General features: G+C 69.8%; 17 protein-coding genes. All 17 read left to right on the top strand.

Annotated features, from left to right (window positions below; all coding sequences use genetic code 11):
- Nucleotide 1: 1 nt before the first annotated feature.
- The 17 genes from B0E52_RS07240 (at nt 2) to B0E52_RS07160 (ending at nt 20,807) form a co-directional block, all read left to right on the top strand.
- Nucleotides 2-733, top strand: coding sequence for a hypothetical protein (locus B0E52_RS07240; RefSeq protein WP_077483066.1), 732 nt, complete (start codon nt 2-4; stop codon nt 731-733).
- Complete coding sequence (locus B0E52_RS07235; protein WP_077483064.1) at nt 730-1,488, top strand: hypothetical protein; 759 nt, start codon at nt 730-732, stop codon at nt 1,486-1,488. The genes B0E52_RS07240 and B0E52_RS07235 overlap by 4 nt, the downstream gene beginning before the upstream one ends.
- The gene (locus B0E52_RS07230; RefSeq protein ID WP_077483062.1) at nt 1,485-2,726 is read left to right on the top strand and encodes a DUF4255 domain-containing protein; all 1,242 of its coding nucleotides are present in this window, start codon (nt 1,485-1,487) and stop codon (nt 2,724-2,726) included. The genes B0E52_RS07235 and B0E52_RS07230 overlap by 4 nt, the downstream gene beginning before the upstream one ends.
- On the top strand, nt 2,723-4,897 hold the full coding sequence (locus tag B0E52_RS07225; protein WP_077483060.1) for an AAA family ATPase: 2,175 nt from the start codon (nt 2,723-2,725) through the stop codon (nt 4,895-4,897). The genes B0E52_RS07230 and B0E52_RS07225 overlap by 4 nt, the downstream gene beginning before the upstream one ends.
- Nucleotides 4,894-5,190 (top strand): hypothetical protein, encoded by a 297-nt coding sequence (locus B0E52_RS07220; protein ID WP_077483058.1) that lies wholly within the window; start codon nt 4,894-4,896, stop codon nt 5,188-5,190. Before B0E52_RS07225 ends, B0E52_RS07220 begins: the two co-directional genes overlap by 4 nt.
- A gap of 8 nt (nt 5,191-5,198) precedes the next feature.
- A complete protein-coding gene (locus B0E52_RS07215) occupies nt 5,199-7,445 on the top strand; it encodes a DUF4157 domain-containing protein (RefSeq protein ID WP_168174155.1) in 2,247 nt (748 codons plus the stop codon).
- A 112-nt stretch (nt 7,446-7,557) separates the two neighbouring features.
- Nucleotides 7,558-8,313 carry a CHAP domain-containing protein gene (locus tag B0E52_RS07210; protein WP_077483155.1) on the top strand — a complete coding sequence of 252 codons (756 nt, stop codon included), beginning with the start codon at nt 7,558-7,560 and terminating at the stop codon, nt 8,311-8,313.
- Entirely contained in the window at nt 8,310-9,200 is an 891-nt protein-coding gene (locus B0E52_RS07205) for a hypothetical protein (RefSeq protein ID WP_168174154.1), read from the top strand. The genes B0E52_RS07210 and B0E52_RS07205 overlap by 4 nt, the downstream gene beginning before the upstream one ends.
- Nucleotides 9,197-9,853, top strand: coding sequence for a hypothetical protein (locus B0E52_RS07200; protein WP_077483052.1), 657 nt, complete (start codon nt 9,197-9,199; stop codon nt 9,851-9,853). The genes B0E52_RS07205 and B0E52_RS07200 overlap by 4 nt, the downstream gene beginning before the upstream one ends.
- Nucleotides 9,853-10,173 carry a hypothetical protein gene (locus tag B0E52_RS07195; protein WP_077483050.1) on the top strand — a complete coding sequence of 107 codons (321 nt, stop codon included), beginning with the start codon at nt 9,853-9,855 and terminating at the stop codon, nt 10,171-10,173. Before B0E52_RS07200 ends, B0E52_RS07195 begins: the two co-directional genes overlap by 1 nt.
- A complete protein-coding gene (locus tag B0E52_RS07190; protein WP_077483048.1) occupies nt 10,166-11,302 on the top strand; it encodes a hypothetical protein in 1,137 nt (378 codons plus the stop codon). Before B0E52_RS07195 ends, B0E52_RS07190 begins: the two co-directional genes overlap by 8 nt.
- Nucleotides 11,299-11,805, top strand: coding sequence for a phage baseplate assembly protein V (locus B0E52_RS07185; protein ID WP_077483046.1), 507 nt, complete (start codon nt 11,299-11,301; stop codon nt 11,803-11,805). The genes B0E52_RS07190 and B0E52_RS07185 overlap by 4 nt, the downstream gene beginning before the upstream one ends.
- Nucleotides 11,806-11,815: 10 nt before the next feature.
- The gene (locus tag B0E52_RS07180; protein ID WP_077483044.1) at nt 11,816-12,139 is read left to right on the top strand and encodes a hypothetical protein; all 324 of its coding nucleotides are present in this window, start codon (nt 11,816-11,818) and stop codon (nt 12,137-12,139) included.
- Between the two features lie 7 nt (nt 12,140-12,146).
- On the top strand, nt 12,147-12,518 hold the full coding sequence (locus tag B0E52_RS07175) for a GPW/gp25 family protein (protein ID WP_254426733.1): 372 nt from the start codon (nt 12,147-12,149) through the stop codon (nt 12,516-12,518).
- Complete coding sequence (locus B0E52_RS07170; RefSeq protein WP_077483042.1) at nt 12,515-15,322, top strand: putative baseplate assembly protein; 2,808 nt, start codon at nt 12,515-12,517, stop codon at nt 15,320-15,322. Before B0E52_RS07175 ends, B0E52_RS07170 begins: the two co-directional genes overlap by 4 nt.
- Nucleotides 15,319-18,498, top strand: coding sequence for a putative baseplate assembly protein (locus tag B0E52_RS07165; RefSeq protein WP_077483040.1), 3,180 nt, complete (start codon nt 15,319-15,321; stop codon nt 18,496-18,498). The genes B0E52_RS07170 and B0E52_RS07165 overlap by 4 nt, the downstream gene beginning before the upstream one ends.
- Entirely contained in the window at nt 18,495-20,807 is a 2,313-nt protein-coding gene (locus tag B0E52_RS07160) for a hypothetical protein (RefSeq protein WP_077483038.1), read from the top strand. The genes B0E52_RS07165 and B0E52_RS07160 overlap by 4 nt, the downstream gene beginning before the upstream one ends.
- Nucleotides 20,808-20,817 lie beyond the last annotated feature (10 nt).

The following is a 20,817-nucleotide window of genomic DNA, read 5'->3' as shown; positions in this document are numbered from 1 at the left end:
CATGCGCACGCCCACGCCCGTGCAGTTGCTGCAGATCTGGGAACGCGGCGGCAGCGCCTCCGCCGCGGCCCGCGGCCTGCTGCTGCTCGGCTGCTGCGGCGACGCCGAACGCTCCGCCGCGGAGCTGGCGGCGCTGCCGCTGGGCCGGCGCGACGCCTTGCTGCTGGAGCTGCGCGAACGCCTGTTCGGCGATGCGATCGACGCGGTGGCGCCCTGCCCGCAATGCGCCTCTACGGTCGAGGCGGCATTCCGCTGCAGCGATCTGCGTCTGACGACGCCTGCCGACGATGCGCCGACGCTCGCGCACGACGTGTCCGTGCAGGGCATGCACGTGCGCTTCCGCCTGCCCGACAGCAGCGACCTGATCGCGCTGGAGGATTGCGGCGATGCCGGCGCCGCGCACACGCTGCTGCTCGAACGCTGCCTGCTGGCCGCGGAAGGCGACGACACGTACGGCCTGTCGACGGAGCTGCAAGCCGAAATCGCCGAGGCGATGGCGCAGGCCGATCCGCAGGCCGACCTGCAACTCGCGTTCCGCTGCCCGGACTGCGGCCACGCCTGGCAGCCGCTGTTCGACATCGCCCACTTCCTCTGGCAGGAGCTGCACGCCTGGGCGCTGCGTCAGCTGCGCGAGGTGGACACGCTGGCGCAGGCCTACCACTGGAGCGAGGCCGAGATCCTCGCGCTGAGCCCGCGGCGGCGGCAGGCCTACCTGGAACTGTGCGCCCCATGAGCGATTTCCTGGCCCGGCTGGCGGCACGCGCGACCGGTAGCGAGGCGTCGCTGGCGCCGCGGTTGCCATCGCTGTTCGAACCCTCGCCGCACGCGACTATCCTGCCGACGGTCGACGACGACACGGCGGCCACCGCACGCCACGCCACGGCGCCAGCGGACGACACGCCACCCGCCGCCGAACCGCTGCACCGGCCACGCACACTCCCTCCGATGCACGACGACTCATTGCGCCCTGCGCGTGCCGAGCAGCCGGCGACATCCATGCCGCCACCCATCGCCGCACCCGTGCTGGATCGCGCGATACCGGCGACGGTACGCGCGGCACCGCCAGCAACACCGCCGGTGACAGCATCGATCGCCACGCCGGCCCGCATGCCGGCGCCCGAGCAGGCACACGCCGAGCCCGTGATGTCGCCGCCCGTGCAACCGCGGCAGACGCGGATCGCCCCGCCCCGGGTCGAAACCGTATCGCCACCGAGCGGCAGTCTGCTGCCGTCCGCACCCGTGTTTGCGAGCCCGCGCAGCGAACCCGCGCGCGATCGATCCGACCATGCCGCCACCATCCGGCCGCGCCCGACCGCGGCCGCCAGCCGCACCCCGGCGACCGGCGAGCCGGTGATACACGTCAGCATCGGCCGGATCGAAGTGCGTGCCGCGCCCGCCGCAGCCACGCCAACGCGGCGCCGCGACGAACCGCGCCCCGCCAGTCTCGACGACTACCTGCGCCAGCGCGGCGGCAAGGCCTCGCCATGAGCAACGTGCTGGCCATCGCCGCCGCCACGCGTACCCTGCGCAACCTGCTGCTGGCGCAGGTACCGGCGCTGGATACCGATCTCGGCGACCTGCAGGTGACCCTGCAGCCGCCGGATGTGGCACGCAAGGGCACCAGCTCGGCGCAGCTCAACCTGTTCCTGTACCAGGTGGTCGCCAACGCCGCGTGGCGCAACCTCGACCCGCCCGGCCAGGTGCATCCCGGCGAGAGCGGCATGCCGCCGCTGGCGCTGAACCTGCATTACGTGCTCACCGCCTGGGGTCGCGGCGACAGCGACATCGACGCCACCAGCCATCGCGTGCTGGCCGCGGCGATGAGCACGCTGCAGGACCGCAGCGTGCTCGACGGCGACGACATCCGCAACGCGCTGCCGGGCAACGACCTAGCGAACCAGATCGAGCGTGTGCGGGTCACGCCGTTGCCGCAGAGCGTGGAAGAACTGTCCAAGCTGTGGACGGCGTTCCAGACCAACTACCGCACCTCGGCGGTGTACGAGGTGGCGGTGGTGCTGATCGACAGCCAGGCCGCGGTGCGCGCGCCGCTGCCGGTGCTGCGCCGCGGCCCGCAGGACCGCGGCGTGATCGCCACTGCCTCCGCCGCCGCGGTGCTGGATGCGCTGAGCTTCCCGCATGCGCAGGCAGCGGTGCGGCTGGGCGAGGACATCGTGCTGAGCGGCCGCCAGCTCGGTGCCGACTTCACGCTGGCGCGCTTCAGCAGCCTGCGCCTGGACGCGCCGGTGGACGTGGCACCGCAGCCCGGCGCGGCCGGCACGCTGCGCGTGCCCCTGGCCGATGCGACCACCGACCCCGACGCCGCCTCACGCTGGGCGCCGGGCATCTACACCGTGGCCCTGCTGATGCAGTCGCCGGGGCTGCCGGCGCTGCTGAGCAACGAGCTGCCGCTGGCGCTGGCGCCGATCATCACCGTGAGCCCGCCGAGCGCGCCGGCCGGCGACCTCACGCTGCAGCTCACCTGCATGCCGCGCATCCGCGACGGCCAGCGCGTGCTGCTGTTGTTCGGTGACCGCGTGCTTGCGCCGCAGAGCCTCGTCAACCCCGCTGACCCGCATCAACCCACCGCGCTCACCTTCCTGGTCACCGGCGTGGCGGCCGGTCGCTACACCGTCCGCCTGCGCGTGGACGGCGCCGACAGCATTCCGGTGGACTACAGCGGCAGCGCGCCCGCGTTCGCCACCAACCAGCAGGTGGTGGTGACATGAGCGACTACGCACCCTGGCTGGAAGCGAACGACCGCTATCTCGCCGCGGCGCTGGCCGAGTTGCGCGAGCGTTTGCAGCGCGCGGCGCAGCGCAGCGACGAGCCCATCGCACCGCCGCCCGCCCCGCCGGCCACCGCCCTGATGGAGGTGGCGCCGGCGGTGGACGCAACGACGAACACGCCGACACCGAAGCCCTCCTGGTTCGCACGGCTGTTCGGTGGCGCACACACGCACCCGACGCTGAGCACGGCGGAACTGGACGCGATCGCACCGCCCGCGCCGCGGCCCATCGTCGCCGCCGTGCCGGCAGCCGATGGCACCACGGCGGCCCTGCCGCCGGCCACGGCCCCCGAGCACACCCCGGCACTGGTGCTGCTCGCGAACCGGCTGGGCCTCAACGCGTTCGAGCGCGACCTGTTGTTGCTGTGCATCGGCATGGAGCTGGACACGCGCTTCCCCGCGCTGTGCGCGCAGGCTCAGCACGATCCGGCCAAGCCCTACCCCACGTTCGCGCTGGCCTTCGCGGTGCTGGACGCGCCGAGCTGGGACACGTTGTCGCCCGAGCGCCCGCTGCGCTACTGGCGCCTGCTGGAGATCCACCAACCCGGCGCGCAGCCGCTGATCGGTGCGGCGCTGGCCGCGGACGAGCGCGTGGTGAATTTCGTCAAGGGCCTGAACTACCTCGACGACCGCCTCACGCCCCTGCTCACCGCGCTGCCGCCCGCCGTGCTGCCGCCGTCGCAGCAGGCGCTGGTCGACCAGGTGCTGGACACCTTGCGCCACGTGCCGCCGGGCGAACCGCTACCGGTGGTGCAGTTGCTGGGCAGCGACGGCACCAGCAAGCAGGCGGTGGCGCAGACCATCGCCGCCACTTTCGGCGCGCAGGCCTGGCGGCTCTCCGCCGAACTGCTGCCCACCACGGCGGGCGAGCAGGAAACCCTGCTGCGGCTGTGGCAACGCGAGAGCCAGCTGCTGCCGCTGGCGCTGTACCTCGACGCGGCCGAGGTCGAGCGCGGCGACGCCAACTCGGCACTGGTCAAGCGCTTCCTCGCCCGCGCCGGCGGGCTCGCCTTCATCGATGCGCGCGAGCCGTGGGCCGGCGCCGCCACCCGCGCGCTCAGCGTGGACGTGGCCAAACCCAGCGCGGTGGAACAGCGCGCGCAGTGGCAGCAACTGCTCGGCGCGGATGCCGGCACGCATCCGCAGCAACTGGCCGGCCATTTCGATTTCAACCTCGGTCGTATCGAGCAGATCGCGCGCGGCGCGCTGGCCGCGGTGGAAGGCAAGCCCGCCGCGCTGGCGCAGACGCTGTGGCAGAGCGCGCTGGCGCACACGCGGCCGGCGCTGGACCAGCTCGCCCAGCGCATCGAGCCCAAGGCCGGCCTCGACGATTTGAAACTGCCCGCGCTGGAGAAGGCGCTGCTGCGCCAGATCGCCGACCAGGTCGCCCAGCGCGGCACCGTCTACGACGACTGGGGTTTCCGCGCGCGGATGAACCGCGGCCTGTCGATCAGCGCGCTGTTCGCCGGCGAGAGCGGCACCGGCAAGACCATGGCGGCCGAGGCGCTGGCGCGCGAGCTGGGCCTGTCGCTGTACCGCATCGACCTGTCCGCCGTGGTCAGCAAGTACATCGGCGAGACCGAGAAGAACCTGCGCAAGCTGTTCGACGCCGCCGAAGACGGCGGTGCGATCCTGTTCTTCGACGAGGCCGACGCGCTGTTCGGCAAGCGCAGCGAGGTGAAGGACAGCCATGACCGCTACGCCAACATCGAGGTGAACTATCTCTTGCAGCGGCTGGAGTCGTACCGCGGCCTGGCGATCCTCGCCACCAACCTGAAGGGCGCGCTCGACAATGCGTTCCTGCGCCGGCTGCGCTTCATCGTCAACTTCCCGTTCCCCGGCCTGGCCGAACGCCGGGCGATCTGGGCCGCGGCATTCCCGCCGCAGGCCGCGGTGGGCGCGCTGGACCTGGACCGGCTGGCGCGCTTCGCACTCACCGGCGGCAGCATCCAGGGCATCGCGCTCAACGCCGCCTTCATGGCCGCCAGCGCCGGCGCGCAGATCGCCATGCCGCTGCTGCTCGACGCCGTGCGCGGCGAATGCCGCAAGCTCGACAAGCCGGTCAACGAGGCCGACTTCCGCTGGCTGGAAAGTGCGGGAGGCCAGTCGTGAGCATCGAGCTGCATATCGAGCGGCTGGTGGTGGACGCGGCGGTGCTCGGCAGCGAGCCCCCCGCAAGCGTGCGCGCCGCCATCGAACGCGCGCTGGCGCGACAGCTGGCGCTGCCCGGCGCCATCGACAAACTGCGCGGCATTGGCGCAGTCGACCGCCTGCCACCGGTGTCTGCCGGAAGTCAGCGCGAAGCGCCCGGCGCACGCATTGCCGCTGCGGTCGGCACGGGCCTGGGCCTGCCGTTGATGGCTGCATCTCCCGCGCACAGCCACCGCGCGAGGACACGGTCATGACCGGGTGCATGATCAATGCGTCGTCGAAGTCGAGGACAACCGCTTCTCCCTCGCTCGGGCTGTTGCAGCGCAAGTGCGCCTGCGGCGCTCATGCCGACGGCGGCGAATGCGCCGAATGCAGGAACAAGAAACAACTCGGCCTGCAGCGTGAAGCGGACCGCGGAGGGCGCACCTCGACGCCGCCGTCGTATGCGATGACATCCCGACTCGTGCAGGGCGGCACGCGCCTGCCGGCCGACATCCGCGCTTCGCTGGCACCACTGTACGGCAGCGAATTCGCCGAAGTGCGCGTTCACCATGACTCTGCGAGTCAGGCTGCGGCACGGAAAGTTGATGCCCTCGCCTTCACCGTGGGCCAGCACATTCATTTCGCCGCCGGCCAATGGCGACCGCAGGAGCGCGAAGGCATGCGCCTGATCGCCCACGAACTCGGTCATACCCTGCAGCAGCAAGGCGCGAGTGATACCCCCACGGGCAGGGTCGAGATCGGTGCCGCCGAGTCGCCACTGGAACACGAGGCCGACGTCGCGGCCGATGCCGCCCTGGCCGGACGCACGGCGAGCGTACGTCGAGGGGCCGCTGTCGGCGTGCAAGCCAAGCTGTTGCAACGTGACGCGAAACCCGGCGCAACTACGGGTATCGGCACCGCCGCCGGAGGCAGCGAGTCGGAGAGCATCAAGCGCAGCATCGACGAGAACACGACCGTGGACATCGTGCGCACCGTGACCGAACGACCCTGCACCTCCGAGGCAAAGACCGAGAAAACGCCTAGCGACAAGATCTTCTACTGGGACAAGGAAGCCAATGCCATTGGCATGCGTTACAGCATCTGCAACGGACGCGTCCAACTTAGCAGCAAGGGCGAGATCAGCTACGACAAAGTGATCGAGTCGGCCAAGGGTTTGCTCACCACATTGCAAAGCAATCCGACACTGGGTAGCAATCCGGGCGCGCTTCTCGACGACCGGCTCGACCAGGCGACGATCAGCGGATCCGGCGATATCACGTTGACCGTGGACGGCATCCTTCAGGCATCCGTCCAGGGCAATACCACCGTCGGCACCGGCGGCCAGCAATTGAACGTGCGCGGCGTGCTGAAGATCACGCCGCACGGGATGAGCTTCACCGTGACGGGAGGGGCCGACTTCAGCAAGACGCCGTTGCAATCGACCACGACCTACACCCTGGAAGGCAGGGTCGCGACCGAGCATTTCGCGGTCAGCCTGCGTTATGAACAGATCGACACATCGAGGGTGAACGGACCATCAAGCAGCAAGGGGGATGTAACCGCCGGGCTCGACGCACCGCTGCCGAATATCGGCCCACTACAGAACATCACGTTGGGTCCCACGGTGACCGTGCCGACGGAGGGAGGTCCGCCGGTGTTCGGCGGCGGCATCAAGGGCACCTTCGGCGGCCCGGACAAGACACCTGCCGTGCGTTGTTTCCAGTGCGACTGTCCGCCGCCATTGCCGGAGTACAAATGCACCAGAAATGTCAAAGCGCACGATCGACCGATTGAAAAGGAACCAGCGAAGGATCTGACCACGAAACTGCTGTTCAACTACAACAGCACCACGCCGGCTGACAAGAGGGCATTTGGCGGTAGCGTGGCTTCGGCTGTCGGCTTGCTGGGCCAGGGCTTCAGTGTCGAGCACATCTGGGGTTATGCCTCGCCCGAAGGCTCGCAGGATGCTCCGCACCCGCCTGTGCCGGGCTTCAAGGGCAATGTCGAACTCAGCCAACGTCGTGCCGACTACGCGCGCTCACAAATGGCCGTGCTGGCTGCCAAAAAGGCTCCTGACGCGGTGTTGCCCGAAGCCGTCGGCAAGGGCGAACAGCTCGGAAACCTCGGTGGCCAAGGCGAAACCGCCGACAAGGATCTAACGCCGCAATTGGTGAGCCTGCTGGCACCGCTGAGCGACGAGCAGCGACTGGATGCATTGGGCGTTGATGATGTCGTGCGGGGCGACCCCGAACGACGGCGGAAGGCATTGGCCGACATACAGGCTTTTGTCGATGGGCGCGACGCCCGGGGACTCGGCCTCGCCAACCGGCCGCGTTGGGAAAAGGCTTTTCCGTTTCTGCGCAGGGTCGAGGTGGCTTTGCACAAGGACAAGGTCATGGGCAAGGAGCCGGTGCCTGCCAGCTCCAAATCGGGCTGTGACGAATCCGATGCCAGTTATGCCGCCGCGAACATGTCGCCCTTGCCCCCCCAACGACGGGTGCCGCAGGAAGAGTGCGGAAAACAATGATGACCCATCGCTCAGCCGCCTCGATTGAACGCCAGCCGTCGCGTCCGCGCGCAATATCGGTATTTGACCGCCTCTTGGCGCTGCGCGCCGCAGGCAGCCGGGGGCAATGAGCATGGATACCTTGCGCAAGAACGACCAGGGACCGCAAGTCACCCAGCTGCAGAAACTGCTGACGCAACGCGGCTATGCGGTCGACGCCAGCGGCACCTTCGACACGAAGACCTGGCAGGCAGTGCGCGCGTTCCAGGCGCAGAACCTAGACCAGCACGGCCAGCCGCTGGTGGTAGACGGCGTGGCCGGACCGTTGACGTGGTGGAGCCTGCAGAACCCCAAGCCCGTGATCGACACGCCGACGGCGGTGGATTACGCGGTGTTGCCGACGAACGGTGGCAGCACGCTTGGCCGCGCGGCACTGGCCGCGGCGATTGGTGAGCTCAAGGCCGGCGCCTGCGAGCAAGGTGGCAACAACTGCGGCCCGTTCGTGCGCAAGTACCTGGCGCCGGCGGGCGTGGCCGAAGGCAACGCGTGGTGTGCCTCTTTCGTCAGCTGGTGCTATCTGCAAGCCAGCGGCGGCAACCAGGCGCAGATGCCGTTCGCCTACATGCCGAGCGCGCGCGGCATGCTGGCGGAATTCAAGCAGCAGGGCTGGGCCTCGGCGCCGGGCAGCGGTTACCTGCCGCAGTCCGGCGACATCGTGGTGTGGTGGCGAGTGAGCCTGGCCGGCTGGCTGGGCCATGTCGGCTTGGTGCACTCGGTGCAGGACGGCATGCTCTACACCATCGAAGGCAACCGCAGCCCGCGCGTGCAGGGCTTCTCCTATGTGCTGAGCCGGATGGACAAGCTGCTCGGCTACGGACACGTGCCATGAGCGCTTTCATGCGAAGCCGACGGTCCTCGCCCTCGCCCCCACACTTCGCCGGCGTGAAGCGGCGGTGCGGCTGCTCCGATTGCCGACGTGCGCTGCTGGCAAGCGCGACGCAGCCAGCCACGCCGCTACGATCGTCGCGGACTCCGGCCGGCGAAATCCGTGGCGCGCCAAACGCGCACGCGATGATGCGCGACTTCACGCAACTACCGGTCAGCGCGAGGCGCGAGGCGCGCAACGGCAATGCCGACGCAGACACGCTGGAATCCGTGAACGACGGACCGCGCGGCGGCGGCACGCAGCTCGCGCCGGGCGCGCACCCCACCGGCACGCGCGTCGACACGGTCACCAGCTACACCCAGGCCGCTTTGCAGGCGGGTTATCTCTCGGGCCTGGGTATCATCGCGCGCATGGAGGTGTTGCCGGACAGCACGAGCTGGGACGGCAACGAAGTCGTCGAAGCGGTGCAGCAGACTTCGTCTACCTGTCCAGACACGCTCACCGTTCCAGGTCCATGCAACGGACACTCGCATTTCCCGATCGGCGCCTCGATGCGTGGACGCGGCGTGCGACCCGAGCAGCCGGCCATGCGCAACCGCTTCTACGATATCCACACATCGCAGTCGGAACGGGTGAGCTTCCTGCACGATGCCACGCGCAATCCGCGCAATCTCGATTCCTGTGAATCGGTGTGTCGACAAGACTACGGTTACAACGGCGCGATCATCGGTTCGCACAGTATCCGTCGCGTGTTTCGCAAGGGCACCTTCAACGGCCACGACGTCACCATCATCGACGTCACCAAGACCGACCTCGCACCACCGGCCGCAAGCGGTGGCGGCGCCGCACATGGCGGCACGCCGCCCTCGAGTAGAGGAGGCAAGCCATGAGCGCCTTCCCCGGTTCCCCGCGCATCCTCAAGGGCGGCATCGTGCTGATCGACGCCGACAGCTCGGCGGTGCAGCGCGTTATCGCGCTGCAGTACAACCCCGACTCGCTGACCCGCTCGCTGCAGGTGCAGGCGGTGAGCGCGGACGGCGGCGATCGTTCCGAGGTGCTGCGGCTGAAGGGCCCGCCGGTGGAGACGCTAAAGCTGGAAGCGGAGATCGATGCTACCGACCAGCTGGAGTTTCCGGAGCAGAACAGCGGCGCCACCACGTCAGGCATCTTCGCCCAGCTCGCCGCGCTGGAGACGATGGTCTACCCCACCAGCGGGCAGCTGCAGGCGAACGACCTGATGGCGCAGTTCGGCACGCTGGAGATCGTGCCGATGGAGACGCCGCTGGCGCTGTTCGTGTGGAGCAAGACGCGCATCCTGCCGGTGCGCATCACCGAGCTCAGCATCACCGAGGAGGCGTTCGACACGGCGCTGAACCCGATCCGCGCCAAGGTCAGCCTGGGCCTGCGCGTGCTGTCGGTGAACGACGTGCCCACCGGGCACAAGGCCGCCAGCCTGTTCATGAGCTACCTGCAGCAGAAGGAGCGCCTGGCCGGCGGCGCCGCCGGCCAGCTGTCCGCGCTCGGCCTCACCGGAGTGCCGTGATGAACGCGAACTTCCCACCCACCAGCCGCTACGCGCTGACGCCCACGAAGAGCCTGGTGCGCGCCGACGGCAGCATGGTGACGTATCTCGCCCGCCGCTTCGTGCCCGCGCCGGAGAGCTTCGCGCTGCTGCAGTGGCATCGCGTGGTGCAGGGCGAGCGGCTGGACAACATCGCGGCGCAATACCTCGGCGACCCCGAACTGTTCTGGCGGCTGTGCGACGCGAATCGCGCGCTGCGCCCGGAGGAGCTCACCGAGACGATCGGTCGCCCGCTCGCGATCACCTTGCCGCAAGGCATCCCAGGGGTGCCGCATGCTTGAGGGCATACACCTGACGCTGCTGGTCGGTCCGGTGGTGCCGGTGCCGGTGCCCCAGCTCGTGCTCGACGCGCTGACCCAACTCGAAGTGGTGCAGCCGGACGAGGCCGCGGGCGCGTTCACCTTGCAGTTCACGCTGAGCGTGCAATCGCCGTTGCACACGCTGTTCCTGCTCTCGGGCGGCAGCGTGGTGCCTTTGCTGCGGGTGATCGTGGTGGTCACGGTGAACGGCATGCCGCAGGTGCTGATCGACGGCGTGGTGACGAAGACTGAGGTGCTGCCCGGTGCCGACCAGCGCCACACCACGCTGCAGGTCACCGGCGACGACCTCACCACGGTGATGCAGAAGCTGGAGTTCTCCGGCCTGCCCGGCGTGCCGTATCCGGCGATGCCGGCCGAGGCGATCGTCATGCTGCTGCTGGCCAAGTACGCCTTCCTCGGCATCGTGCCGCTGGTGATCCCCAGCATCGCGTTCGACGTGCCGGTGCCCACCGATCGCATTCCCACCCAGCAGGGCAGCGACCTCGAATACATCCGCCTGCTGGCCGAGCGCGTGGGCTACGTGTTCTATCTCGACCCTGGCCCGTTGCCCGGCACCAGCACCGCGTACTGGGGCCCGAAGATCAAGGTCGGCGTGCCGCAGCCGGCGCTGAACGCGGACATGGACGCGGCCAGCAACGTCGAGCAGCTGAGCTTCAGCTACAACGGCAACGCGCGCCAGCTGCCGGTGATCTACGTGCAGAACCCGCAGACCAAGGTGCCGCTGCCGCTGCCGATCCCGGACATCGGTCCGTTGAATCCGCCGCTGGGCCTGCTCGACCCGCCGCCGCAGCAGTTCCGCCCGCTGCCGGAGACCGCGAAGTACACGCCGCAGCGTGCGCTGCTGCTGGGCATGGCCGAGGCGGCGAAATCCGCCGACACCGTCACCGGCACCGGCAGCCTCGACGTGGTGCGCTACGGCCGCGTGCTGCAGTCGCGCCAGCTGGTCGGCGTGCGCGGCGTGGGACCGGCCTTCGACGGCCTGCATTACGTCAGCCAAGTGCGCCACACGATCAAGCGCGGCGAGTACAAGCAGAGCTTCAGCCTCTCGCGCAAGGGCCTGATCTCCACCGTGCCGCTGGTGCCGCCATGAGCAAGTACTACGGCAAGTTCCGCGGCACGGTGATCCAGAACGTGGACCCCGAACAGATCGGGCGCATCCAGGTGATGGTGCCGGATGTCTCCGGCCTGCTGCCGTCGAGCTGGGCGATGCCTTGCGTGCCGTTCGCCGGCAAGCAGAGCGGCGTGTACGTGGTGCCGCAGGTCGGCGCGGGCGTGTGGGTGGAATTCGAGCAGGGCGATCCGGATTACCCGATCTGGAGCGGCGGCTTCTGGGGCAGCGCGGCGGAAGTGCCCGCGCTGGCGCTGGCCGGCAATCCCGTCAGTCCCAGCCTGGTACTGCAGTCGGGGCTGCAGAACGGCATCACCATCAGCGACGTGCCGGGGCCGACCGGCGGCATCCTGATCAAGAGCGCCACCGGCGCGATGATCCTGGTCAACGACGTCGGCATCACGATCTCGAACGGCAAGGGCGCCACCGTGGTGCTCGCGGGTCCCACGGTGACGATCAACAACGGCGCGCTGGTGGCGACGTAGGAGATGCACGATGCCGGGCTTCCTCATCCATGTCGGCGCCAGCGTGCTCTGTTCGCACGGCGGCCAGGCGCAGGCCACCGTACCGAACCCGCGGGTGACGGTAAGCGGCCAGCCCACGGTGACGATGGCCGCGCCGTGGCTGGTCGCCGGTTGTGCGCTGCCGCCGCCACCCGCCGCGAATGGTCCTTGCGTCACCGCGCAGTTCGTCACGGCGGCAACGCGGGTCACTTCGAACGGCCAGCCGCTGCTCTGCTTCGACAGCCAGGCGATCTGCGCGCCTACCGGCACGCCGCTGCTGATCGTCGCCAGCCAGACGCGCGTCACCGCGATGTGAGGTCGCCATGAGCACCGTGATGAACATCGACTACCCCTTCCATTTCGACCCGCGCGGCCGCACCGCGGAGACCGGCGACGACGACCATGTGCGCGACATGATCGAGCAACTGCTGTTCACCAGTCCGGGCGAACGGGTGAACCGGCCCGATTTCGGCAGCGGCCTGCTGCAGTTGGTGTTCGCGCCGAACAGTGCGGAACTGGCCGCCGCGCTGCAGTTCACCCTGCAGGCAGCGCTGCAGCGCTGGCTGGGCGACGTGATCGACGTGGGCACGCTGAGCGTGAGCAGCGACGACGCGACCCTGCGCGTGGACCTCAGCTACACCGTGCGCGCCAGCGGCGACACCCGCAACGACAGCTTCGTGCGGAGCCTGCCATGAGCACGACGAACGACAGCGTCCGGCTCGACACGATCGGCTGCAGCACACTGCCCGCGTGCAGCGTGCCAGCGCGACGCGACAAGTTGCGCGCGAGCGGCACGCTCAACGGCATCGATTACGTCGAGGTGGGCGATGACGGCACCAGCCTGTGCGTGCACCTGTTCGGCGCGATCCCGCAAGGGCTGGGTGTGGCGAACGTGCGCGTCAGCGGGGGCGATCGCATCACCGGCCTGCGCGTGCTCAGCGTCAGCGCCGAGCTGGAGCCGGAGTTGCACGACGACGCCTGCCTGCGCGTGGTGCTGGACCGCGAAGGCGACCACAGCCCGTATTGCCTGTGTCTGGTGGATGCGGCCTCGGGCAACGCCCCGGCGAGCTGGCTGCCGTATCCCGGCTTCGATCCGCGTTATGCCCGCGTCGCGCTGCACTTCCGCCTCGGCTGTGCAGCAGGCCAGGACTGCGCCGATGCGGCGCCCTGCGTGCCCGTGCCGGTGCCGCTGCCCGAGATCAACTACCTCGCCAAGGACTACGAAAGCTTTCGCCAGCTGTTCCTCGACCGCCTCGCGCTGGACATGCCGGCGTGGCAAGAGCGCCACGTGCCGGACCTTGGCATCGCCCTGGTGGAGACGCTGGCCTATACCGCCGACTACCTCAGCTACTACCAGGATGCGGTGGCCACCGAGGCCTACCTGGCCACCGCGCGAAGGCGCATCTCCGTACGTCGGCATGCGCGGCTGGTGGACTACCGCATGCACGAGGGCTGCAACGCCCGTGCACTGGTGACGCTGAATTCGCATGATGACCTCGACCTCGCGCTGGACAACCTGCTGTTGCTGGTGCCGCCACCCGGACAGACCCATCCGGTTCCGGGGATCATCGACGCAGTGCAACTCGAGGCGGCACGCGCGCAGGGCGCGCTGATCTACGAGCCGATGCCGCGGGACGGCATCACCACGTTCGCCGTGGTCGCCACGCACAGCGAGATCCACCTTTACAGCTGGGGCGACGAACTCTGCTGCCTGCCGCGCGGCTGCACGCGGGCCACGCTGGTGGATGCCGCTCCGCCGAGTGCTTTGCCCTCTCCGCCTGCGCCGCCCTCCTCGCCGGCGCCATCGTCGCCAACTGCACTGCCCCCGGCCCCCGGCACGGCGCCGACGGCGATCACCCATGCCGACGCCGCCGCGCCGTCGCGCACGCTGAAGCTGGCCGTGGGCGACCTGCTGATCTTCGAGGAAGTGCTGGGCCCGCAGACCGGCAACCCCGCCGATGCCGATCCCGCGCACCGCCATGCCGTGCGACTCACGGACGTCCAGACGTCCGTCGATCCGTTGGATGGCACCCTGCTGCTGGAGGTGGCGTGGGATCCCTGCGACGCCTTGCCGTTCGACCTCTGCCTGTCGGTGCGCCTGCCTGCGCCCGACTGCCGCTGGCTGCACGACGTCAGCCTCGCGCGCGGCAACGTGCTGCTGGTCGACCACGGCGAGCACGTGCAAGGCCAGTGCAGCTCGGCGCCGATCTGCGCGCCGACCGGCAGTGACGGCGATTATCCCGGCCTTGCCGCCGCGCTTGCCGCGATGCCGGATGCCTGCACGCGCTGTGGCGCGCTGGCCGAGGACTGCTGGCTGGTGCCCGGCAACACCGAATACGGCTGCTGCCATTGCGACGGCGCAGTACTCGATGTGCGCCGCCCGCCCGCAGACACCGGCCACGTGCTGCCCGGCACGCCGCTGACCTGGGCCGAACCGCTGCCGCCAAACGTACCGGTGTGCCAACTCTTCGCACGCGATCCGCGTCAGGCACTTCCGCAGCTGACCGTCTACGGCGGCGCACTGGCCGACGTGCTGGTGAGCGGCACGCCGGACGCACGCTGGCAGTGGCTGCCGCAGTACGACCTGCTGGAGAGCAGCCCGGACGATCGCCACTGCGTGGTCGAGATCGACGACGACGGCGCCGCCCATCTGCGCTTTGGCGACGGCGTGCTGGGCGCGCAGCTGCAGGCCGGCGATTTCTTCCGCGCTGCGCTGCGCCTGGGCAACGGCCCGGCCGGCAACGTGGGCCGCGACAGCATCGTGTGGCTGGCGCTGAAATCCGGCGTGCTCTCGGCCGATCTGCAGCCGCGCAATCCGCTGCCGGCCAGCGGCGGCACCGCAGCGGAGAGTCTCGCCGAGGTGAAACTGTACGCACCCGGCGCGTTCCGTGCCAATCCGCTGCGCGCGATCATCGCCGACGACTACGCGGCCTTCGCCGCTGCCGTGCCCGGTGTGCAAGGTGCCGCCGCCGCGCTGGAGTGGAACGGCAGCTGGTACGCCGCCGATGTGGTAGTCGACCCGCTGGGCCGCGAAGGCCTGCCGGCCGCGCTGGCCCGAACCATCGGCGCGCAGCTCGCGCGCTACCGGCGCATCGGCCACGACGTGGAAGTGCGCGGCGCCTGCTACGTGCCGCTGCGCATCGTGCTGTTCGTCTGTGTGCTGCCGGACTTCCTCACCGCCCATGTCGAGGCCGAACTGGATGACCGCTTCACCTCCGGCCTGCGCCGCGACGGCACGCCCGGCTTCTTCCATCCGGACCGGCTCACGCTGGGCTCGCCGGTCTACGTCAGCGCGTTGCTGGCCGAAGCGCAGGCGATTCCCGGCGTCGCCCATGTCGAAGTGACCACGCTGGTGCGCATGGACGACCCCGCGCCACCCGTCGACGTGCCCGCCGACGGCGTGCTGCACATCGCCGCGCGGGAGATCGCCCAGGTCGACGACGACCCGGACCATCCCGATCACGGCAGCATCCGTTTCACGATGGGAGGTGGCCGATGAGCTGCTGCAGCGCCTGTGGCAAGCACGCCTGCGCCTGTGGTTGCGGCGCCATCGCGGGCACCCCGTTGCCGATCTACAACCGGCCGGGGCTGACCGCCCTGAACTATCGCGTCGGCACGTACGCCGACTTCCGCGCCACCATGCAGGCGGAACTTAGCGATGCCGCCCTGCCCGCGCTGGCAGGCTTGCGCACGCGCGAGGCCGACGATCCGGCGATCGCCCTGCTCGATGCCTGGGCGGTCGGCGCCGACGTGCTGGGCTTCTACCAGGAGCGTATAGCCAACGAAGGCTACCTGCGCACCGCCACCGAGCGGCGCTCGGTGCTGGAACTGGCGCGGCTGGTCGACTACCGCCTGCGCCCCGGCGTAGCCGCCAGCGTCTACCTCGCCTATACCATCGAGCCGAACGCGGCGCCGGTAACCATCCCCACCGGCGCACGCGCGCAATCGGTGCCCGCGCCAGGCGAGCAGATGCAGACCTTCGAGACCGCCGAGCCATTGGACGCGCGCTACGAGTGGAACGCGCTCAAGCCGCGGCTGACGCAGCCGCAGGACATCTCGCTCGACAACGTCGCCGCGCTCGACACGCTGTGGGTCGCCAGCGCCGCCACCAACCTCAAGCCGAACGACCGCCTGCTGTTCGTGTTCGGCGACCTGACCAAGGACGGTGTGCCAGCGATCCGGTTGGTGCAGTCGGTCGAGGCACAGCCGCAGAGCTCGCGCAGCAAGGTGGTGTTGCAGCCGCTCGATCCGGCGACCGCGCAGATCGCGGCCGCGGCGAATACGGCCATCGGCGCGCTCATCCAGTCGGGCACCGGCCCCAACTTCCAGGAGTGGTTGACCGCGATCGAGGACGTGCGCTCGACCTTGTTGCTCGGTGGCAGCAACGGCGGCAGTTATGCGGGTCTGATGGGGCCACCGTTCGGCAATGACCAGCCACCACCCGATCCGGTACCCGATCCCGTCGCCACCTTCCGCGACGCGGTGAACGCCGCCTTCGGCACGCCGACATCACCCTCCATGGGAGCGACGGGTTTCGGCGCGTTGTTCGGCGCGCTGACGCTCACGCCAACCCTGCAACCGGCGAACCACCTGCGCCTGCTGCAGAGCCCGACCACCGCGCTGGGCACCCCCAGCGACGCGCGTCCGCAGCTGCTGCTGAACTTCGCGCCGCGTCTGGTCGACAGCTTCTATCGCGCCTGGACCAGCGTGCCGCAGGGCCAGCCTTCGCCCGCACTGAGCGGCGTGTTCGCGTTGCGTCTCGCTGCGCCGCTGTTCGGCTACAACGCGCCACGCATCATGGGGCTGGGCCTGAACCAGGACCCTGATACCAAGGGAACCGTGCCCTATGTCTCGATGCCCGACGGCGACTGGAGTACGTCCACCAGCCGCAATGGCTCGCCGTCGGAGTTCGATGATCGCGTGCAACTGGACAACGCCTACGATGGCGTACTCGCCAGCAGCTATCTGCTGATCCAGAAAACCGGCGAGTTGCCGATCGTGGCGCAAGCGCAAAGCGTCCAGGTGCATCCGCGCAGCGACTACGGCATCAGCGGCAAGACCACCGACATCGTGCTGGCCGATCCCGCGGCCAATGACACGCCCGCGCTCTGGCCTGCACCGGACATGGCTACCCTGCGCGGCACCCAGGTCTACGCGCAGAGCGAAGCGCTGCCGCTGGCCGAACTGGTGATCACCGATATCGTCGGCACCACCACGGCCAATGACGGCACGGCGCGCATCACCCAGGACGACGCCACCCACCTCACCCTCGACGGCGCGGTGGACGGCCTCAAGCCCGGCCGCTGGGTGGTCGTGCAGGGGCAACGCACGGACGTGCCCGGCACCAATGCGGTGAACGCGGGCGAATTGGTGATGATCGCCGCGGTGGAACAAGGCACGAATGCGAACCTGCCCGGCGACACCGTGCACAGCACCCTGGTGTTCGCCAACCAAGGGCTGGCCTACGCCTACCAACGCGACACCGTGACGGTGTGCGCGAACGTGGTGCGCGCCACCCATGGCGAGACGCGCAACGAGGTGCTGGGCAGCGGCAGCGGCGCCACGGCGATGCAGGCCTTCGTGCTGAAGCAGTCGCCGCTGACCTACGTCTCCGCCGCGACCGTGGACGGCGTACAGAGCACGCTCGCGGTGAGCGTCAACGGCATGCTGTGGCACGAGACACGCAATCTCGCCTTCGTGGGTGCCACCGACCGCAACTTCGTCACGTCCACCGACAACGCCAGCAAGACCACGGTGCAGTTCGGTGACGGCAGCCACGGCGCGCGCCTGCCCACCGGCGTGGAAAACGTGGTGGCGGTCTATCGCAACGGCATCGGCGCACCGGGCAATGTGGACGCCCAGCAGATCAGCCTGCTGGCGACCCGGCCGCTGGGGGTGAAGGCAGTGGTCAATCCGCTGCGCGCCTCCGGCGGCGCCGACGCGGAGACGCGCGACCAGGCCCGCGGCAACGTGCCGCTGGCGGTGCTGGCGCTGGATCGGCTGGTGTCGGTGCCGGACTACGCCGACTTCGCACGCACGTTCGGCGGCGTGGGCAAGGCTGCGGCGATCAAGCTTGGCAACCGCGTGCAGGTGAGCATCGCCGGCGCCGCCGATGCGCCGATCGACAACACCTCCGACCTCTACCGCAACCTGCTGCAGGCGTTGCAGCAGTACGGCGATCCCGGCCTGCCCGTGGGCCTGGACGTGCGCGAGCTGCGGGCGCTGACCCTGAGCGCGAAGGCGGGCCTGGCGCCCGACTATGCGTGGGAGTCGGTCGAACCGGCGCTTCGCGCGGCACTGCTGGATGCGTTCGGCTTCGAACGCCGCGCGCTGGCGCAGAACGTCTACCTCAGCGAAATCGTCGCCTGCCTGCAGGCAGTGCGCGGCGTGGCCTGGATCGACGTGGACGCGTTCGACTACGCCGACGAACGGCGCATCATCGACGACCTGGGCGGTGGCGACAGCGGCAAGGGTGACGACGGGGCGAACCTCGCCGGCGCATCCGCCCGCCTGCTCCAGGCGACCGCGGCCACACCTTGGCCGGCGCTGCTGCCGACCGTGCAGGCGCTGCCCGCCCGCTTCGACACCGACGGCATCAGCGTGTTGCCGGCGCAGCTCGCCTGTTTCCTGCCGGACGTGCCCGACACCTTGCTGCTGCAGGAGGCGACGCCATGACCGCCAAGCCGGACCGGCTCTACGACCTGCTGCCGGTGGTCTACCGCCTGCGCGATGCGGAGCAGGGTTACCCGCTGCGCGACTTCCTGCGCGTGCTTTCGGCGCAGGCCGACGTGCTGGAGCAGGACATCGCGCGGCTCTACGACAACTGGTTCATCGAGACCTGCGACGACTGGTTGGTGCCGTACATCGGCGACCTGCTCGGCTACAGCCTGCTGCCCGAGGCCGCCGCGCTGGGCGAGGACGGCCACCGCGATGCACGCCTGGGCCGTGTGCTGGCGCCGCGCGCCGACGTGGCCAACACCATCGACGCACGTCGCCGCAAGGGCACGCTGTCGCTGCTGGAGGATCTCGCCCGCGACGCCGCCGGCTGGCCGGCGCGCGCGGTGGAGTTCCGGCGCCGGCTGGGTTGGATGCAGCACCTCGACCATCAGCACCCGCGCCGCGGCGGCACCGCCGACTTGCGCGATCCGGGCCGCCTGCAGCGCATCGCCTTCGCGAACGGTGCGTTCGATCCGTTCGCGCACAGCGTCGACGTGCGGCGTCTGGGCAGTCGGCACCGCCGCGGCCGCTGGAACATCCCCGCGGTGGGCGTGTTCGTCTGCCGCCTGCGCAGCTACCCGGTGACTCGCACCTCGGCCTACTGCGTCGAGGAACAGGGTCCGCACTGTTTCAGCTTCAGCGTACTGGGCAACGACACGCCGCTGTTCCAGCGCCCGGTCGAGGAAACCGCGCCCACCCACATTGCCGAGGAACGCAATCTGCCGTTGCCGCTGCGGCGCTGGCGCTTCGCCGAGCGCGGCCCGCTGGCCGACTACGCCGGCGTGTCGCCCGATCTCTACGGCGACGGCCGCAGCGTCGAGATCTGGGCGCCGGATTGGCCCACGAAGGGCCAGGGCATGCCGGTGCCGCGCGAGCTGCTGATTCCGGCCGATCTGGATGGATGGAGCGGCCAGGTGCCGCGCAATCGGGTGGCGGTCGATCCCGAGCGCGGCCGGCTGATGTTCCCCGCCAACCAACGGCCCAAGCGCGGCGTGTGGGTGAGCTACCAATACGGCTTCGCCGCCGATCTCGGCGGCGGCGAGTACGCGCGGATCACGCCGGAGCTGGAAGGCGCCGCGCGCTACCTGGTGCATGCACCGCAGCCGGATCGCGACCCGAACGCCCCGTGGCCGCCCGGCCACTACGCCAGCATCGCCGACGCGCTGACCGCATGGGCGCAAGCCAAGGCCGCCGCGCCGGCCGGGCAGCCGCTGCGCGCGTTGATCGTCGAGCTGGCCGAGAGCGGCGTGTACGAAGGCAACGTGGATCTGCAACTGGACGCCGGCGAGGCGATCCAGTTGCGCGCGGCCGAAGGCACGCGGCCGGTGTTGCGCCTGCTCGACGTGCGCGCCAGCCAGCCGGATGCGCTGAGCATCGCCGGCGGCGCCGGCAGCCGCGTGCTGCTCGACGGCCTGCTGGTCACCGGCCGCGGCATCGAGGTACAGGGACCGGATGAGGGCAGCGCCGCGGGCGCGGATCTGTGCGAACTGGTGATCCGCCATTGCACCCTGGTGCCGGGCTGGGCGCTGCAGTGCGACTGCGACCCCAAACGTCCGGCCGAGCCCAGCATCACGCTCGACGGTACGCGCGCCGCGCTGCGCGTGGAGCACAGCATCCTCGGCGCCATCGCCGTCATCAGCCCCGCTCACCGCGGCGAGCCGCCCACGCTGGAACTGTGCGACAGCATCCTCGACGCCACCGGCCCCGAGCGCGTGGCGCTGGGCGCGCCGGACGAGGCGGTGGCCTACGTCGAAGCGAGTTTCCGCAGTTGTACCGTGATCGGCGCGGTGCAGGCGCATGGCATCGCGCTGGCCGAGGACTCGATCTTCGCCGGTCCGCTGCGCGTACTGCGCCGGCAGCAGGGCTGCGTGCGCTTCTGCTACGTGGCGGACGGCTCGCGCACGCCGCGGCGCTTCCACTGCCAGCCGGATCTGGCGCTGGCGAATCTGGCTGAGACGGCGACCCAGCAGGCAGCGCAGAGCGGATCGACGCAACAGGCACAACAGATACTGCAGGCGCTGGGAGCGCAACAGGCCCGCGAGCGCCTGCGCGTGGTGCCGCAGTTCCGCGCGTTGCGCTATGGCTCGCCGCACTACCTGCGCCTCGCCGACGACTGCTGCGCGGAGATCCGCAGCGGCGCCTCCGACCGTTCGGCGATGGGCGTCTACCACGACTTGTACGAACCGCAGCGCGCGGCGAACGTCGCGCTGCGCTTGCAGGAATACGTTCCGGCGGGCACGGACGCCGGCATTCTCTACGCGAATTAGGAGATCGACC

The sequence above is a fragment of the Rhodanobacter sp. C06 genome, assembly GCF_002001105.1.
GTDB lineage: Bacteria > Pseudomonadota > Gammaproteobacteria > Xanthomonadales > Rhodanobacteraceae > Rhodanobacter_A.
This window is presented reverse-complemented; position numbering and strand designations above follow the sequence as displayed.

Bases quoted from the DNA above. Each gene is read 5' to 3' on its own strand.
- B0E52_RS07190 (WP_077483048.1), top strand. From the start codon at position 10,166: ATGCTTGAGGGCATACACCTGACGCTGCTGGTCGGTCCGGTGGTGCCG.
- B0E52_RS07195 (WP_077483050.1), top strand. From the start codon at position 9,853: ATGAACGCGAACTTCCCACCCACCAGCCGCTACGCGCTGACGCCCACG.
- B0E52_RS07215 (WP_168174155.1), top strand. From the start codon at position 5,199: ATGATCAATGCGTCGTCGAAGTCGAGGACAACCGCTTCTCCCTCGCTC.
- B0E52_RS07235 (WP_077483064.1), top strand. From the start codon at position 730: ATGAGCGATTTCCTGGCCCGGCTGGCGGCACGCGCGACCGGTAGCGAG.
- B0E52_RS07200 (WP_077483052.1), top strand. From the start codon at position 9,197: ATGAGCGCCTTCCCCGGTTCCCCGCGCATCCTCAAGGGCGGCATCGTG.
- B0E52_RS07170 (WP_077483042.1), top strand. From the start codon at position 12,515: ATGAGCACGACGAACGACAGCGTCCGGCTCGACACGATCGGCTGCAGC.
- B0E52_RS07160 (WP_077483038.1), top strand. From the start codon at position 18,495: ATGACCGCCAAGCCGGACCGGCTCTACGACCTGCTGCCGGTGGTCTAC.
- B0E52_RS07165 (WP_077483040.1), top strand. From the start codon at position 15,319: ATGAGCTGCTGCAGCGCCTGTGGCAAGCACGCCTGCGCCTGTGGTTGC.
- B0E52_RS07240 (WP_077483066.1), top strand. From the start codon at position 2: ATGCGCACGCCCACGCCCGTGCAGTTGCTGCAGATCTGGGAACGCGGC.
- B0E52_RS07210 (WP_077483155.1), top strand. From the start codon at position 7,558: ATGGATACCTTGCGCAAGAACGACCAGGGACCGCAAGTCACCCAGCTG.
- B0E52_RS07205 (WP_168174154.1), top strand. From the start codon at position 8,310: ATGAGCGCTTTCATGCGAAGCCGACGGTCCTCGCCCTCGCCCCCACAC.
- B0E52_RS07225 (WP_077483060.1), top strand. From the start codon at position 2,723: ATGAGCGACTACGCACCCTGGCTGGAAGCGAACGACCGCTATCTCGCC.
- B0E52_RS07175 (WP_254426733.1), top strand. From the start codon at position 12,147: ATGAGCACCGTGATGAACATCGACTACCCCTTCCATTTCGACCCGCGC.
- B0E52_RS07230 (WP_077483062.1), top strand. From the start codon at position 1,485: ATGAGCAACGTGCTGGCCATCGCCGCCGCCACGCGTACCCTGCGCAAC.
- B0E52_RS07180 (WP_077483044.1), top strand. From the start codon at position 11,816: ATGCCGGGCTTCCTCATCCATGTCGGCGCCAGCGTGCTCTGTTCGCAC.
- B0E52_RS07185 (WP_077483046.1), top strand. From the start codon at position 11,299: ATGAGCAAGTACTACGGCAAGTTCCGCGGCACGGTGATCCAGAACGTG.